The organism is Pseudomonas sp. S3_G06 (assembly GCF_054667565.1).
Map to the genome: position 1 here is coordinate 2,250,207 of NZ_CP162738.1, position 15,484 is coordinate 2,265,690.

At 59.7% G+C, this 15,484-nt stretch carries 15 protein-coding genes; 6 read left to right on the top strand and 9 right to left on the bottom strand.

Annotated elements, in window-relative coordinates; all coding sequences use genetic code 11:
• Positions 1–22: 22 nt before the first annotated feature.
• On the top strand, positions 23–889 hold the full coding sequence (gene ku / locus AB4N47_RS10125; protein WP_460154497.1) for a non-homologous end joining protein Ku: 867 nt from the start codon (positions 23–25) through the stop codon (positions 887–889).
• A gap of 132 nt (positions 890–1,021) precedes the next feature.
• Here the strand turns inward: ku and lpxO are convergent, their stop codons facing one another.
• Positions 1,022–1,921, bottom strand: a complete 900-nt coding sequence (gene lpxO, locus AB4N47_RS10130; RefSeq protein ID WP_460154498.1) for a lipid A hydroxylase LpxO — start codon at positions 1,919–1,921, stop codon at positions 1,022–1,024.
• Between the two features lie 309 nt (positions 1,922–2,230).
• Between lpxO and AB4N47_RS10135 the strand changes: the two genes are divergently transcribed.
• Positions 2,231–2,665: a hypothetical protein gene (locus tag AB4N47_RS10135; protein WP_024012933.1), complete on the top strand. Its 435-nt coding sequence runs from the start codon at positions 2,231–2,233 to the stop codon at positions 2,663–2,665.
• Between the two features lie 33 nt (positions 2,666–2,698).
• On the opposite strand, the gene AB4N47_RS10140 is transcribed toward AB4N47_RS10135, so the two are convergent.
• From AB4N47_RS10140 to AB4N47_RS10155, 4 genes are all read right to left on the bottom strand, one after another.
• Positions 2,699–3,643, bottom strand: coding sequence for a methyltransferase (locus tag AB4N47_RS10140; RefSeq protein WP_122507330.1), 945 nt, complete (start codon positions 3,641–3,643; stop codon positions 2,699–2,701).
• Between the two features lie 14 nt (positions 3,644–3,657).
• Positions 3,658–4,977 carry an iron-containing redox enzyme family protein gene (locus tag AB4N47_RS10145; protein WP_445941204.1) on the bottom strand — a complete coding sequence of 440 codons (1,320 nt, stop codon included), beginning with the start codon at positions 4,975–4,977 and terminating at the stop codon, positions 3,658–3,660.
• 158 nt (positions 4,978–5,135) lie between these two features.
• Positions 5,136–6,065 carry a ZIP family metal transporter gene (locus tag AB4N47_RS10150; RefSeq protein WP_122698304.1) on the bottom strand — a complete coding sequence of 310 codons (930 nt, stop codon included), beginning with the start codon at positions 6,063–6,065 and terminating at the stop codon, positions 5,136–5,138.
• A 15-nt stretch (positions 6,066–6,080) separates the two neighbouring features.
• Positions 6,081–7,307 (bottom strand): zinc-dependent alcohol dehydrogenase, encoded by a 1,227-nt coding sequence (locus AB4N47_RS10155; protein ID WP_160769536.1) that lies wholly within the window; start codon positions 7,305–7,307, stop codon positions 6,081–6,083.
• 375 nt (positions 7,308–7,682) lie between these two features.
• On the opposite strand from AB4N47_RS10155, the gene AB4N47_RS10160 reads away from it, so the two are divergent.
• Positions 7,683–9,269: an ABC-F family ATPase gene (locus tag AB4N47_RS10160; protein WP_016774693.1), complete on the top strand. Its 1,587-nt coding sequence runs from the start codon at positions 7,683–7,685 to the stop codon at positions 9,267–9,269.
• Positions 9,270–9,519: 250 nt separating this feature from the next.
• Complete coding sequence (locus tag AB4N47_RS10165) at positions 9,520–10,707, top strand: MFS transporter (RefSeq protein WP_341637565.1); 1,188 nt, start codon at positions 9,520–9,522, stop codon at positions 10,705–10,707.
• A gap of 130 nt (positions 10,708–10,837) precedes the next feature.
• On the opposite strand, the gene AB4N47_RS10170 is transcribed toward AB4N47_RS10165, so the two are convergent.
• A complete protein-coding gene (locus AB4N47_RS10170; RefSeq protein ID WP_341637566.1) occupies positions 10,838–11,875 on the bottom strand; it encodes an alpha/beta hydrolase family protein in 1,038 nt (345 codons plus the stop codon).
• A 167-nt stretch (positions 11,876–12,042) separates the two neighbouring features.
• A complete protein-coding gene (locus AB4N47_RS10175; RefSeq protein WP_016774691.1) occupies positions 12,043–12,654 on the bottom strand; it encodes an FMN-dependent NADH-azoreductase in 612 nt (203 codons plus the stop codon).
• A 126-nt stretch (positions 12,655–12,780) separates the two neighbouring features.
• Here AB4N47_RS10175 and AB4N47_RS10180 point away from each other — a divergent pair, with 126 nt between their 5' ends.
• Complete coding sequence (locus tag AB4N47_RS10180) at positions 12,781–13,689, top strand: LysR substrate-binding domain-containing protein (RefSeq protein ID WP_130910531.1); 909 nt, start codon at positions 12,781–12,783, stop codon at positions 13,687–13,689.
• Complete coding sequence (locus AB4N47_RS10185; RefSeq protein ID WP_341637567.1) at positions 13,686–14,045, top strand: MmcQ/YjbR family DNA-binding protein; 360 nt, start codon at positions 13,686–13,688, stop codon at positions 14,043–14,045. The genes AB4N47_RS10180 and AB4N47_RS10185 overlap by 4 nt, the downstream gene beginning before the upstream one ends.
• Positions 14,046–14,164: 119 nt before the next feature.
• Here the strand turns inward: AB4N47_RS10185 and AB4N47_RS10190 are convergent, their stop codons facing one another.
• Together AB4N47_RS10190 and AB4N47_RS10195 are read right to left on the bottom strand one after the other, a co-directional pair.
• A complete protein-coding gene (locus tag AB4N47_RS10190) occupies positions 14,165–14,593 on the bottom strand; it encodes a DUF1294 domain-containing protein (RefSeq protein ID WP_341637568.1) in 429 nt (142 codons plus the stop codon).
• The gene (locus tag AB4N47_RS10195; RefSeq protein WP_016774688.1) at positions 14,590–15,420 is read right to left on the bottom strand and encodes an undecaprenyl-diphosphate phosphatase; all 831 of its coding nucleotides are present in this window, start codon (positions 15,418–15,420) and stop codon (positions 14,590–14,592) included. The genes AB4N47_RS10190 and AB4N47_RS10195 overlap by 4 nt, the downstream gene beginning before the upstream one ends.
• Positions 15,421–15,484 lie beyond the last annotated feature (64 nt).

A 15,484-nucleotide genomic window follows, 5' to 3' on the forward strand; every position in this document is an offset into this window, starting at 1 on the left:
ATCATCACTCGGAGGACAAGTCATGGCTCGGGCAATCTGGAAAGGCGCAATCAGTTTTGGACTGGTACACATCCCCGTGGCGCTGGTTTCAGCGACGTCGTCCCAAGGCGTGGACTTCGACTGGCTCGACAGCCGCAGCATGGACCCGGTGGGCTATAAACGCATCAACAAGGTCACCGGCAAGGAAGTCACCAAAGAGAACATCGTCAAAGGCGTTGCCTACGAAAAGGGCCGATATGTGGTGCTCAGCGAGGAAGAAATCCGCTCGGCGCACCCGGTTTCCACGCAGACCATCGATATTTTCTCGTTTGTCGACGCCGAGCAGATTCCGCTGCAGAACATCGATACGCCCTACTACCTGGCACCGGACACGCGCGGCGGCAAGGTCTACGCGTTGCTGCGCGAAACCCTGAGCAAAACCAACAAGGTCGCCCTCGCCCGCGTTGTCCTGCATACCCGTCAATACCTGGCCGCGTTGATGCCGCTGGAGTCGGCGCTGGTTCTGGTGAAACTGCGCTGGCCGCAGGAAGTGCGCAGCCTCGATGAGCTGGCGCTGGGCAGCGAAGTGACCAAACCGCAACTGGCCAAGGGCGAGCTGGACATGGCTAAACGTCTCGTTGAAGACATGACCTCGGAGTGGTCGCCTGAGGACTACAAGGACGAGTTCGAAGACAAGATCATGGCGCTGGTCGAGAAGAAAGCCCACGAAGGCAAGATCGAGGATGTCGAGACCGCCACTGGCGAGGAAGAGCGCAAGACTGCCGATGTTATCGACTTGACCGAACTGCTCAAGCGCAGCCTCGGTGGCAAGGCACCGGCCAAGCCCAAGGCTAAATCAACCAGTAACGCGGCGCCGGCGAAGAAGACTCGGAAAGCGTCCGGGGAGTAAGCTTTGGGCCAGCTAGAGGTATGTTTGAAGTGAAGCCGCCTTCGCGAGCAGGCTCGCTCCCACAGGGGAACGCATTCCAGATTGTGGGAGCGAGCCTGCTCGCGAAGAGGCCGGTACCGACGCCGCAAGCCTTCAGATCAGAATGAAGATCGCCAGCAACGCGGCAAAAATCGCCCATTTCTCGAGGTAATACCGCGTACGGTTGCGCTTCTTCAACTCTTTGCCGCGCAAACGGATCTTGTAGATCTTGGTAAACAAGCGGTTGATACCACCGGTCTTGTCCCCCGCATCATTTGGCGCGCCCGCCGCTGACATCACCGTGCGGCTGAACCAGCGGTTGAACGCCGCCGCCCAGCGGTACTTCAACGGCCGCTCAATATCACAGAACAGAATGATGCGATTCTCATCCGTGGTGTTCTCTGCGTAATGAATAAACGTCTCGTCGAACATCACCGCTTCGCCATCGCGCCAGTGATAGTTCTCGCCGTCGACGTTGATATAGCAGCCAGGATCGTTCGGCGTATCCAGGCCCAGGTGATAACGGTAGGACCCCGCGTACGGATCGCGATGGCGCACCAGCTTGGAGCCCGGTGGCAGCTCGGCAAACATCGCCGCTTTGATCGACCCGATGCTCTGCACCAGTTCGGTGGTGCGGGGGCACAGCTTCATCGCCGATGGGTGACTGTCGCCGTACCACTTGAGGTAGAAGCGCTTCCAACCGGTCTTGAAGAAGGAGTTGAAGCCGACATCGTCATACTGATTCGAGCGCTTGATCTCGCCGGCACGCAGCAGATTCTGGCCTTCCTCGCGAATCTCTTCCCAGTGCGCCTGCAACGGGCTCAGATCGGGAAAGTCTGCCGGGTTCAGATACGGCTTGTTGGGCATCCTGGAAAACAGATAGAGGAAGCAGTTGATCGGCGCGAGGAACGTCGAGTGGTCACTCAATTGCCGCCCCAGCTTGTGGCGCACGCGTCCACGCAAGTGAACGTAAGCAATGGAGATGACATAAACAGCGGCAATGATGAGTTTCACGGAAAAGGGTCACACGTCAAAAGTGAACAAACTGCGCGCGTGGCGACCTGAGGCCCAGCGTCTTATGCAGCGGTCTTGATGCACAGGGCGCGTCCTTGGCCCGCGCCGTTTCCGGGCGCTCGGTGAAAGGGTGGCATTTTAGCCACAGTTCGTAACCGATAGTGAACCCTCAACTGTGAAAAACTGTCTTGCGCGTTTGCGTGTAAAGCTATAGCACACTTGAATCCATACAAACGCCCGTTGCTCATTTCGATGGAACCACGCTTGGCACGCGCTCCTCTATCGCTTACCAATAACGGAGGAACCCCCATGATCGCCCCAGAAACCGGTATGAAACCAGGTCAGCGCTATCGAATTGAAAGCGTCGAGCGCGCGCCGCAATTCTCTGGCTTTTTTCTCGATGGAAAGTATTACCTGGGACCTGAGTTGCAGACCGCCATCGGCTGGCTTGAAGGGCAAATATTCTTCTACGACCAGCTCGACCCGACCGGTGAGCCAGTGTACCCGGGAAGAATTGCCGGCACGATCGAAGGGCTGACGCTGGTAATGCCGGACGGCTTACGCCTGGAGATCGAAGAAGCGCCTTATCTGGCGGAACCTGCTGCGCCAGTACGCGCTTCCGTCGCCGGGCGCATCGAGCGTATCTCGCGGCAGCCAATTCGCCCTTCACCGCTTCTGGTGGCCGGGGCTGCGATGCTGGTAGGGGTTTGCCTGCTGACGATCTCGCGCATCAGAAATCGCTGAAGGCCACCGCGCGAGCAGTGGCCCAACTATCGGTCACTGCTCGCGGGTTACCGTCAGTGCGACCACGGCGATGCGCTCGGCGCGCTCATATTCAGGCTTGAGCAGTTCCTCGCTGAACACATCCGGATCGAGTTCGCGATAAGTCCAGCCAAAACGCTCGCCCTTGAGAAGAGGCGCCACGGCCTCGCGGAACGGATCCTGCCCGGCGACGATCGCCACGCCGGTGTACACCAGCAACGTGCCGCCTACCTCCAGTCGTGGCAACGCCTCACGCACGATCCGCACCGACAAACCCTCACCCAGCGCCCCGCCGCCGTGGCGATAGGCGCGCTGTTGCTCGTCGTTCATGTACGGCGGATTGGCGATGATCAAATCGAACTGCCCTTCGACACTGGCGAGCAGATCGCTGTGATACACCGACACATTGTTTGCGCCCGCCAGCTCGGCGTTAACCGCACTCATGCGCAGCGCCCGCGGATTGATGTCGACCGCCAGCACGTCGGCATCAGGACGTGCCTTGGCCATGACCACCGCGCCGGCGCCGCTTCCGCAGCCGATGTCCACCGCGCGCCTGATCGGCGAAAAGCGCTGCTGCAATTGCGCTTCGATGGCCTGAGCAAAGCGGTAAGTGTCGGGGCCGAAGAACACCGCGTCGCTCGCCGTCGTCGGAAACGCCGAGTGGGCGAACAAGCGGTCATTCAGCGTCGACCAGCGCACATGGCTGCGCCACACGGCGCCATCGCGTTCGACTGCGCCGGCCTGCTCTAGCGTGGCCAGTTCCTCTGCGCGAAATAGCTCTGAAGGAAACGGCATCGACCAACCAAACACATCGCGCAGATCCTTGGCCAGCGGCGTGGCAAAGCGTTGGAGATAACGTTCGTGGGTCAATGGCGTTGGGGTAATGAAGTGATAACCACTGTCGAGCAGGCGCTTGCCCAACTCGAACAGGGCTCTATCGGATGTTTCTTGTGCCGACATGAAGCCTCCTTGTTTCAACGCAAGCGGGCGCGCAGTTGGATGAAGCGACGCGTCGCGAAAAGTCCGGCCGGGCGCCAGTGTCGCTGCGGTTGCAGCCACGGCATCAACAACGCCATTTGCTCGGCGGCAGGTTTGTCGGCCAGTGCCGCTTCCAGATTCAGCAGATCGGCATCATCGTCAAAGGTTTCCTCTACCGCAGCTTCGCGGCGCACATAAGGCCGAGGCCGCGAGGCCGGGCAATCCTGAGTGATCCAGTCGCGCAGCAGCTGTTTTTCATAGCCGTTGAACACGCCGAACATCGCCGCATCGCTGCCGTCGATCAGGCGCCAGAAGCGGCTTTCTTCTACTGCCTCCCCGCGCTTGATCCAGCTCTTGCGCTCCAGCGCCGAGAGGAATTCGCCCATCTGCCCCGGCGTGGCCAGCCATTGATTGATGGTGCGGTTTTCGATGCGGCAGTAATCGGAATGCATGTGTCGGCCAAAGACAGCCTTGCGCTCAAGCATGGCGATGACTTCATGGTCCAGATCGAACTCTGTGATCACGGCGGTGGTGCCCTTGCCGACATCATTGAGGCGATAACCAACAGCCATGCGCCGGTAGAACTCATCGCGCTCTTCTCCCAACGGCATCAGCTCGAGCATCGATTGCACAGCCTTGCGCGCGTGGCCGGTACTGGCGTTGTCGATGGTCACATGCAGGCGGAAATAGTGCGGATCGATGCCCAGCTCTGCCAATTCATAAGCGCTGATCAACAGATGCAGAGGCAGTTGTTCGTAGCCGAGATTGAAACCGATAACTTCAGGCAAAAACTGCCCGCCGAAACGTCCCAGCGCCAACTGCACCGCGCCTTGCAGAAAATACTCGTCGGCAAGACCGCTCAGATCGGAGCAGTCGTGCTCGGCAAGCAGTTTGCGATAGATCACCACATGATTCTGCCGTGGCACGCCCTCGCCCAGCTCTTCCAGATAGGTATCGAGCAAATCGTCAAATCGCGGGTCCTGCCACTGCGGCAACAGCCCGGCCAGCCAGGCGCCATCGACCTCTTTGGTCGGTGCCACATGCAGAATGAAATACAACGCGTGGGATTTGTTGCGGAAATAGCGGCGCGGCGCGCCCTGCTGACGTTGCTCGAGGTAATCAGCGTACTCGGCCGCCACGCTGGCGCAGCGGGTTTCCGACCATTGCAGCAGATCTTCGGCGCTGGCCGGCAAATCGTCAGACAGCGCAGCCGCCTTGCTCAGTTGTCGGCGCAGGAAGTCCAGTGCCGCGCGATCGACCGTGGAGTCTTCCGCCAGCAATCGGTCATAGAGCTGGCGCTCGGTATCCGCCGGCATGGATGTTTTACCCGAAGACTTCCTGGTCGGGATTTCGATCAGCGACATGACTCATTCCCCTGCGTTATTGGCATTGCCTATAAACGAAAGAGTGATTGGCGCTGAAAAAAATTCCTTTTTTGTGCGGGGCGATGCGCTCAGTGGTGTGCGTCGGTTGGCTAACCCAAAGCCGTGTCGAGAAACATCATCACGCCGAAGCCAAGCATCAGCCCGAGCGTGGCCGGTGTTTCGTGGCCGTTCCGGTGAGTTTCCGGAATGACCTCGTGGGACACCACGAAGATCATCGCACCGGCGGCCAGGCCCATCGCCACCGGGAAGCCCAGCGCGAAGCTGTTAGTGATGCCCAATCCGATAATCGCGCCCAACGGTTCCATCAATCCTGACGCAGCGGCAATCAACGCTGCACGCACTGCGGAAATGCCGGTGACCCGCAGCGCCAACGCCACGGCCAGTCCTTCTGGAATGTCCTGAATGGCGATCGCAGTGGTCAGCGGCAAGCCGATTTTCATGTCGCCGGTGGCGAAGCTGACGCCGATCGCCATGCCTTCCGGCAGGTTGTGCAGGGTGATCGCCAGCACGAACAGCCAGACCCGATTGAAGCGCTTGGCTTCTGGGCCGCGCCGGCCGCTTTTTTCATGTTCGTGAGGAACGAAACGGTCGAGGCCGACCATCAACGCCACGCCCAAGGCCATGCCGGCCACAACGACGGCAGCGGCGAGCATGGGACTGCTCACCGCCTCCTTCGCCGCCGCAATGCCCGGCAGGATCAATGAAAAGGAACTGGCTGCCAGCATCATCCCCGCCGCGAAACCGAGCATGGTGTCCTGGGTTCGCGAAGTAATCGCCCGCAACGCCAAGGCCAATAACGCACCGACTGCCGTGGCGGCAAAACCCGACAGCCCGCCAAGTGTGGCGAGGCGCAAGGTGTCGCGGCCTGTACTGACCAAACCGGTGTAGCCACTGATCAAGAGCAACACCGTTACACCGACCAGGGTCAGCCAGAAAATGCGCCCTCCCCAGCCCGTACGCGAAAGGTTCACGAACCATGCGCGTACGGGAGCTGCGAATGAAGATGACGGTAGCGCCATGAAAACTCCTCGGTTTCAGGTGGCCGGTACGAACGGCGTGGTTTCATCCAACTGCGCCAGCGGAACATCGCTGCCACCCGGGGTCAGAATCACCTTGCGGCATTCTTCCTGCTTCTTATTGAAGATCTTGTAGCCCTCCGCCGCCTGCTCGAGCGACAGCCTGTGAGTGATGATCGCTTCGGGCTGCAACTTGCCGGTTTCGATGTAGCCAAGCAGTTCCGGCAGAAAGCGCTGCACATGAGTCTGGCCCATTTTGAAGGTCAGGCCCTTGTCGAAAGCATCGCCGAACATAAAACCGTGGATGAACCCGGCATATACGCCCGGAACGCTGACCACGCCGCCACGGCGTACAGCGGCGATGCACTGGCGCAAAGCCTTGCCGCTGCTGCCTTCAAGCTTGAGTGTAGCCATGACCGTTTCGGTGGTGCTGCCCTTGGCTTCAAGGCCGACGGCATCGACCACGGCATCGACGCCGCGATGGCCGGGAGTCTGGCTGGTAATGGTGTCGGCCGGGTCATCGTCTTCATCGAAGTTGATCGGAATCACGCCGTAGGTGCGCTGGGCATAATCGAGGCGGTACTGATGGTGATCAACCATGAAGATCAGCTCAGCACCGAGCATTCTGGCGCAGGCTGCGGTGAGCAAACCGACCGGCCCGGCGCCATAGATGGCCAGACTCGAGCCCTGTTTGACGCCGGCGTTGATCACGGCTTGCCAGGCAGTCGGCAGGATGTCAGAGAGAAACAGTACTTTCTCGTCCGACAGCGTGCCCGGCACCTTGAACGGCCCGGTATTGGCTTTCGGTACCCGCACCAGCTCCGCCTGGCCACCGGGAATTCCGCCATACAGACGGCTGTAGCCGAACAGCGCTGCTGGCGGCGGAATCATTTTCTTGTTCAGCGCCGCGCCGGGACCTTCATTGGTGGTCTCGCAGGCGGCGTAAAGCTCTTGCTGGCAGAAGAAGCAATCGCCGCAGGCGATCACGAACGGAATCACCACACGGTCGCCGCGCTGCACGGCCGTGACGGCTGGGCCGGTTTCTTCGACGATACCCATGAACTCATGGCCAAAAATATCGCCGTGCTCGACGGTGGGTATTTTGCCTCGGTACAGGTGCAGGTCCGACCCGCAGATGGCGGTAGCGGTGACGCGCAGGATGATGTCGTCGGCGGCTTCAAGTTTCGGGTCCGGTACGGTTTCGACGCGCACGTCATGGGCGCCGTGATAGGTCATTGCTCGCATGGCTTGGTCCTCACTCGTTTGAACGAAAATGGCTACTGCTCCACTTTCCGAAGTGAAAATGGCCGAGTGAGTTCATTCGGGTTTTCGAGATTTTGATCAGCGGATATCGGTGACTTCTCGGACGAGCCGATGCGTACGCCCGTTTGCCTGCCATATAACTGCCGTCTGAGTTATGCGACAATGCGCGCCAATGTCCAACAAGAACCCCGTACTCGTCGCTCAGCAGCTTGCCTTCAACGGCCCCAGTTGCGGACGGCTTATGCGCGTTGGCTCAACTCAAGCACAGACTGGGGGAGCTGGAAAAGCTCCAGATTGGTATTCAAGTCCGGTACCAGGCACCACAGACCAGCTCTAACCCATTGATAGGTAAGGTAATTGATCTCCACAGCTAACATCACGATGCAGTTTGGCGCCAAGCCGCTGTTCGAAAACGTTTCGGTCAAATTCGGCGCAGGCAATCGCTACGGCCTGATCGGTGCCAACGGTTGCGGCAAGTCGACCTTCATGAAAATCCTCGGCGGCGATCTCGATCCGTCCGGTGGCCAGGTCATGCTCGAGCCGAACGTGCGTCTGGGTAAGCTGCGCCAGGATCAGTTCGCCTACGAAGAATTTACCGTGATCGACACCGTGATCATGGGTCACGAAGAGCTGTGGAAGGTCAAGGCCGAGCGCGATCGCATCTATTCGCTGGCGGAAATGTCCGAAGAAGACGGCATGGCCGTCGCCGAGCTGGAAACCGAATTCGCCGAGATGGACGGCTACACCGCCGAATCCCGCGCCGGCGAACTGTTGTTGGGTCTGGGCATTCCGCTGGAACAGCATTTCGGCCCGATGAGCGAAGTTTCGCCAGGCTGGAAACTGCGCGTGTTGCTGGCGCAGGCACTGTTCTCCGATCCGGAAGTGCTGTTGCTCGACGAACCGACCAACCACTTGGACATCAACACCATTCGCTGGCTGGAAAACATCCTGACCCAGCGTAACAGCCTGATGATCATCATCTCCCACGACCGTCACTTCCTGAACAGCGTGTGCACGCACATGGCTGACCTGGATTACGGCGAGCTGCGTCTGTTCCCGGGCAACTACGACGAGTACATGACCGTGGCGACCCAGTCCCGCGAGCAGTTGCTGTCGGACAACGCCAAGAAGAAAGCGCAGATCTCCGAACTGCAATCGTTCGTCAGCCGCTTCTCGGCCAACGCCTCGAAAGCCAAGCAGGCCACCTCCCGCGCCAAAGCGATCGACAAGATCCAGCTGGCCGAGGTCAAGCCTTCCAGCCGCGTCAGCCCGTTCATTCGTTTCGAACAGAACAAGAAGCTGCACCGTCAGGCGGTCATGGTCGAGAAAATGGCCAAGGGTTTCGACGGCAAGCCACTGTTCAAGGACTTCAGCTTCCAGGTTGAAGCCGGCGAGCGCGTTGCGATCATCGGCCCGAACGGTATCGGCAAGACCACCCTGCTGCGCACCCTGGTCAACGAACTGACCCCGGACGCCGGTAGCGTGAAATGGACCGACGCCGCTGAGCTGGGCTACTACGCTCAGGATCACGCTCACGACTTCGAAGACGACGTTACCCTGTTCGATTGGATGGGTCAGTGGACCCAGGGCGAGCAGATGATTCGCGGTACTTTGGGCCGCATGCTGTTCTCCAACGACGAGATCCTCAAGTCGGTAAAGGTTATCTCCGGTGGTGAGCAAGGTCGCATGCTGTTCGGCAAGCTGATCCTGCAAAAGCCCAACGTGCTGATCATGGACGAACCGACCAACCACTTGGACATGGAATCGATCGAGGCGCTGAACCTGGCGCTGGAAAACTACCCGGGCACGCTGATCTTCGTCAGCCACGACCGTGAGTTCGTATCGTCCCTGGCCACGCGCATCATCGAGCTGAGCCCGAACGGCGTGACCGACTTCAGCGGCACTTATGACGACTACCTGCGTAGCCAGGGCGTTGTTTTCTAAGGGCAGCTTTTAGTTTCAAGCTGCAAGCTGCAAGTTAAAAGCCCTGTCCGTGTGACGGGGCTTTTTGCATTTGGCGCTTGGGAATTGTGGGTGCGCAGATATTCGCGAGCAGGCTCGCTCCCACATTGATCGTTACCACGCAGAGCGTGGGAACGATCATTAAGGCGAAGTAGTTAGCCTGCTTTCTTTTATCGCGGCCCCGCGCCATGATGTCGGCAACTCTCCCACCGCCGCCCGCGAACGAGTGCTCATGTCTGCGCAGCCACTGCCACCGCAAAGCTCCCTGGCGATCACCCTGCAGATCGTCTCCATCGTTTTCTACACTTTCATTGCCTTTCTCTGTATCGGCTTGCCGATTGCGGTATTGCCCGGTTACGTCCATGAGCAACTGGGTTTCAGCGCGATCATTGCCGGTCTGGTGATCGGCTCGCAGTATCTGGCCACCCTGCTCAGTCGGCCAATGGCCGGGCGCATGTCGGACACGCTCGGCACCAAGCGGGCGATTATTTATGGCTTGTGGGGGATTGTGCTCAGTGGCGCGCTGACGTTGCTGTCGACCTTGCTGCAAAGCTTTCCGCTGACCAGCCTGTTGATCCTGATTGCCGGGCGCTTGCTGCTGGGCATTGCCCAAGGCCTGATCGGCGTCGGCACCATCAGTTGGTGCATGGGCCAGGTCGGTGTCGAGCACACCGCGAAATCCATCGGCTGGAACGGCATCGCCTCTTACGGCGCGATCGCCATTGGCGCGCCGCTGGGCGTGGTGATGGTTGCCGAATATGGCTTTGTCAGCCTTGGCATCGCGCTGTCGGCACTGGCGGCCGGTGCGCTGTGGTTGATCCGCAACAAACCTTCGGTGCCGGTGATTCGTGGCGAGCGCCTGTCGTTCTGGGCGGTGTTCGGCAAGATTGCGCCGTACGGCACCAGCCTGACGCTCGCCTCGATCGGCTACGGCACCCTGACCACGTTCATCACTCTTTATTACCTCAACCGAGGCTGGACCGGCGCGGCGTACTGCCTGACCGTGTTTGGCGTGTGTTTCATTCTGTCGCGATTACTGTTTATTTCGGCGATCGCCCGGTTTGGCGGGTTTGCCTCAGCCATCGTTTGCATGTCGGTTGAAACTGTCGGGCTGGTGATGTTGTGGCTGGCGCCCTCCACTGCGTATGCGTTGATTGGCGCAGCGCTGGCGGGGTTTGGGCTGTCACTGGTGTATCCGGCTCTGGGGGTGGAAGCAATCAAACAGGTGCCGAGTTCCAGCCGTGGTTCGGGGTTGGGGGCTTATGCGGTGTTCTTCGATCTGGCACTGGCGATTGCCGGGCCATTGATGGGCGCGGTGGCGTTGAATCTGGGCTATTCGTGGATTTTCTTCAGCGCGGCATTGTTGTCGGTGACCGGGTTGGGCCTGACCTTGTTGCTCAAGCGTCGCGCAACCTCATGAAACCCCGATCCCCTTGTAGGAGCTGACGAGTGCAACGAGGCTGCGATCTTTTGATTTTGCTTTGAAGATCAAGAGATCGCAGCCTCGTTGCACTCGTCAGCTCCTACAGGAATTGGTGGCGGTGATGAAGTTATTGATCCGCCGTCTGCATCCCGGCTCGTGTCGATCTGCCCAGTGCATGAGCAAAAAACCGTCCGGCCTCGGAGATCAGGTTGCGGTGAATATCCTCGCGATCCACCCCGTCGGCATCGGTACACAACGCCGGCATGGCGCGGATCTGCTCTTCGGTGCACGGCGCCATGAACACGAAGTGCCCTGCTCCGGCCAGCAGTTTGAAGTCCGGCGCAGTGGGCAGTTTGCGCGCCAGGGCCGCAGCGTTTTTATCGAAGGCCACCAGTTTGTCGCCGTCGCCGCTGTAGAGCAGCACCGGTACGTGCACATCGGCGAGGGTATGGCGGCCGAACTTGAGGCTCAGCGGCGCCATCAGCAATAACGCGTGTACCCGTGGATCGGCCACCGGCTGCAAGTCATCGCGATCGACAATCAGCTCGCCCTGGGTGTTACAGGCGTCGTGATCGTCCGGGCGTTCCTGACAATAGCGGCGCAGACGATCCAGATCCGGTTGCGCCCCGGAAAGAATCAACGCGGTCTCGCCACCGGCCGAATAACCGATCACACCAACCTGATCAGCATTGACGAACGGTGCCAGCATGTTGTCGCCGAGCGTCGCGGTGATCGCTTGGGAAATCTGGATTGGCCGGCCGTAGAGATTGCTCAACGTGCCAAGTCGGCTGTGGTCGCGCCAGTTGTCGCCGGGATGAATCACCGCCACCACGACAAAGCCTTTGCGCGCCAACGAAGTGGCCAAATCATGGAGGGCCAGCGGCGTACCGGTGTTGCCGTGGGACAGCATCAACATGGGAAAGCGGCCGATCGCGACCTTGGTGTCTTCTCCGGCCTCGACCGAATAGCCCTCAAGCAAGCTCATGTGCTCGCGGTCACTGGAGGGGTAAAAAGCGATGGCGCGCATCGGTTGCAGATCGAGCGGGTCGAGAAAGGTCATCTCGTGATAACCGACGCTCCAGACAGGGTGGCGCCCCGGTGCGGCCTGCACTGAATTCAGGCTGGCCAGCAGACAAATCAGCAACAGTGCACAAAGATGCCTCATGAATGCCCTACCCTGTTGGACCACATCGTCGGATGTGCTGAAACTGCATAACCCGGGCCAGATTATGTAACAGGCAGAAACAAAAAACTCTGTATTCGGCCCTTGCGGAAACAGAATACAGAGTTTTTGAGGGATTACCTGAACATCAGCTGTTCTTTACGCAAGCCTTACGCGGCGGCGAACAGTTGCTCGCTGATCTTCGCTTGCGCAGCGCTCATGGCGTTGTTGCGCACTTCTTCGCCATAGGCCAGACCTTCAGCGCGGACGATTTCGATATCGGTGATGCCGAGGAAGCCCAGTACCAGCTTCAGATATTCTTCGTGAGCGATGCCGCTGGCCTGACCGGCGTGGATGCCACCGGAAGTCGACACGATCACCACTTTCTTGCCGCCGCAGAGGCCTTCAGGGCCGGCTTCGGTGTAGCGGAACGTCTGGCCGGCGACGGCAACGCGGTCGATCCACGCTTTAAGCTGGGTTGGAACGGTGAAGTTGTACATCGGCGCGGCAATCACCACGGCGTCGGCAGCGATGAACTCGGCCAGGGTCGAAGCGCTCAGCTCGGCTTCGTGCTGTTGCGCAGCGTCGCGCAGTTCGGCGGTGGTGCCGGCGGCAACCAGGGTGGTCGACGAGAAGTGGCTGATGGCATCGGCTGCCAGGTCGCGGTAGGTGACCACGGCGCTCGGCTCGGCAGCTTGCCAGGCGTCGACGACTTGACGGCTCAACTGACGGGAAGCCGAGTTGTCGCCGAGAATGCTCGAATCGATGTGCAACAGTTTCATGTGGGTTCTCCTGAAAGAATCGCCGGCGGCGACGGAATGGAGACAATCCTACGCAACAAACCAATAGCTGATTAGTCGCCGACAATGCGATAGTTCGTCCCATTTATAGAACGACTGGAAACGCGCATGCAGGACCTTAACGATCTCTACTATTTTGCCAAAGTGGTCGAAGCCGGTGGATTCGCAGCCGCCGGGCGCCTGCTCGGCATTCCCAAGTCACGGCTTTCAAGAAGAATTGCCGAACTGGAAGAGCGCCTTGGCGCACGTCTGCTGCAACGCACCACCCGCCAACTCAATCTCACTGCCGTCGGTGAACGCTATTTGCGCCACTGTCAGGCGATGCTGCTGGAAGCGGAAATGGCTGACGAAGCGGTGGCGAGCATGTCCAGCGAACCGCGCGGGCGCTTGCGGGTGTCGTGCCCTACCGGCCTTGCCCATGAAATGCTGCCGACGGTGATCAGCGACTTTCTCGGCAAGTTTCCTCAGGTGCAGCTGGAGGTCGTGCTGCTCAATCGCCGGGTCGATCTGGTCACCGAAGGCATCGATGTCGCTTTGCGTGTGCGCGATCACGGTGATGAAGATCCGTTGCTGGTCACCAGGCGCTTGCGGCAGGCGCAAGCAGTGGTGATCGCCAGCCCGGCGTTCATGCAAGGCAAGACCATTAATCATCCGCAGGACCTGAAAAACCTGCCGGTACTCGGCGCGCTGGAAGCCGACCGCATGGTGCATGTGCGCCTGCTCGATCAACAAGGCAAGAGCGTCGATCTGAGCATGGAAGCGCGGCTGGGCATTGATGACTTCGTGGTGCGCAAGGCCTGCGTCCTGGCCGGTCAGGGCTTTACCGTGCTGCCGATGATGTTCTGCGAAACCGAATTGCGTAACGGCACACTGGTGCAGGTGCTGCCGGAATGGTCATTGCCCGGCGGCTGGTTGCAAGCGGTGTATCCGCACCGGCGCGGGGTAATGCCGGCGGTGCGCGCATGGATCGATCACTTGGTCGAATCGTTCAATGCCTGCGGGGACAGATTTCTATGAAACAGGGAAGAATGAGCGAAGCCGAGGTCGCCGAGTTTTGTCTGGCCCTGCCCGGCGCCCGGGAAGATTACAAATGGGGCGGCGTACGGGTGTTCTCGATTGCCGGCAACAAGATGTTTGCCTTGCAGGGGCTGCGAGGAGATTCGCTGGCGTTCAAGGTCGACAAGGACCTGTTTCTCGGCCATTGCGACCGCCCGGGGATTCATCCAGCGCCGTATCTGGCACGGGCGCAGTGGATCATCATGCACCCGCCCTACCCGCTGAGTGCCGAGGAATTGCAGGGACTGTTGCAGCGATCGCATCAACTGGTGGTGGGCAAGTTGCCCAAGAAGACTCAAATCGGCCTGCTTTTGTAAGCACGCAAATCCTGTGGGAGCGAGCCTGCTCGCGAAGGCGGTTTGTCAGGCGACTCATCAGCGAGGATGAGATTGCTTTCGCGAGCAGGCTCGCTCCCACAGGGGATTTTCGGTGGACGTTAAATCAGCGACAGCAAGTTCGATCCGAGGAAAATCTGGTCAATCCAGAACACCTGATGCAACAACACGATCGCCCAGAACAGAATCTGAAACGACACCTTGCGCGTCTTGTGCCGAAACACCTGCTGAGCGATCAAAGCTCCCGGCCAGCCGCCCGCCAGTTCTACCGCATGCAGGATGTTTTCCGGGGTGCGCCAGGCATCGGCGCGGGCCTTGCGCTTGTCGGCCCAGTACAGAAAGAACGCCAGCACACTGACAATCCCGTACGCCGCCAGCGGCACCCGCGAGATGCCGCTGAGCCACATCGACAGCGAGCCGAACAGCGGCAGCGCGCAGATGATCAGCAACACCGCAAGCTTCAATTTCAGATGCTGAACGCGGCCGCCTGAAGGTCGTCCTTCAGGGCGGCGCGTGCGGGAATCGTTCATGCCTTGGCCGCCGACCAGTCCACCCAGCCGAACTGCCAGGTCGCCAGAATGAACAGGCCGAACGCAATCCGGTACCAGGCAAAGGCTGCGTAGCTGTGGCTGCCAATGAACTTGAGCAGGCCGCGCACAGCGATCATGGCGAAGATGAACGCCGTGACGAAACCAATGGCGAACACCGGGAAATCCGCCGGCACAAACAGATCGCGGTATTTGTAACCCGAATACACCGCCGCACCGACCATGGTTGGCATGGCGAGGAAAAACGAGAACTCGGTGGCCGTCTTGCGCGACAAGCCGAACAGCAAGCCACCAATGATCGTCGAGCCCGAACGCGAGGTGCCGGGAATCATCGCCAGGCATTGCGCGAAGCCGATTTTCAAGGCGTCGGTCCAGCGGATTTCGTCGACGGTTTCGGCGTGGACTTCATGTTGGCGCTGTTCGGCCCACAGCATGATGATGCCGCCGATGACCAGCGCCGCCGCCACGGTGATCGGGTTGAACAGGTATTCGTGAATCAGGTCGGCAAAGATCACCCCCAGCACCACGGCGGGCAAAAAGGCGATCAGCAGGTTGGCGGTGAAACGCCTGGCGCTCGGCTGGGTCGGCAGACCGATCACTACGTCGAGGATCTTGCGGCGAAACTCCCAGACCACCGCGAGGATCGCGCCGAGCTGAATGATGATGTTGAACGCCATGGCCCGCTCGCCGCCGAAGTTCAGCAAGTCGGCGACGATGATCTGGTGTCCGGTACTCGAAATGGGCAAAAACTCCGTCAGCCCTTCTACAACTCCTAGAATCAGTGCCTGCAAGGCGGTCCAAAGATCCATCAATCCCCCAGAGAGCGATGCGCGCGGGCATGCCCCGATAGTATTTTTTCGTTCACTGCGTCCA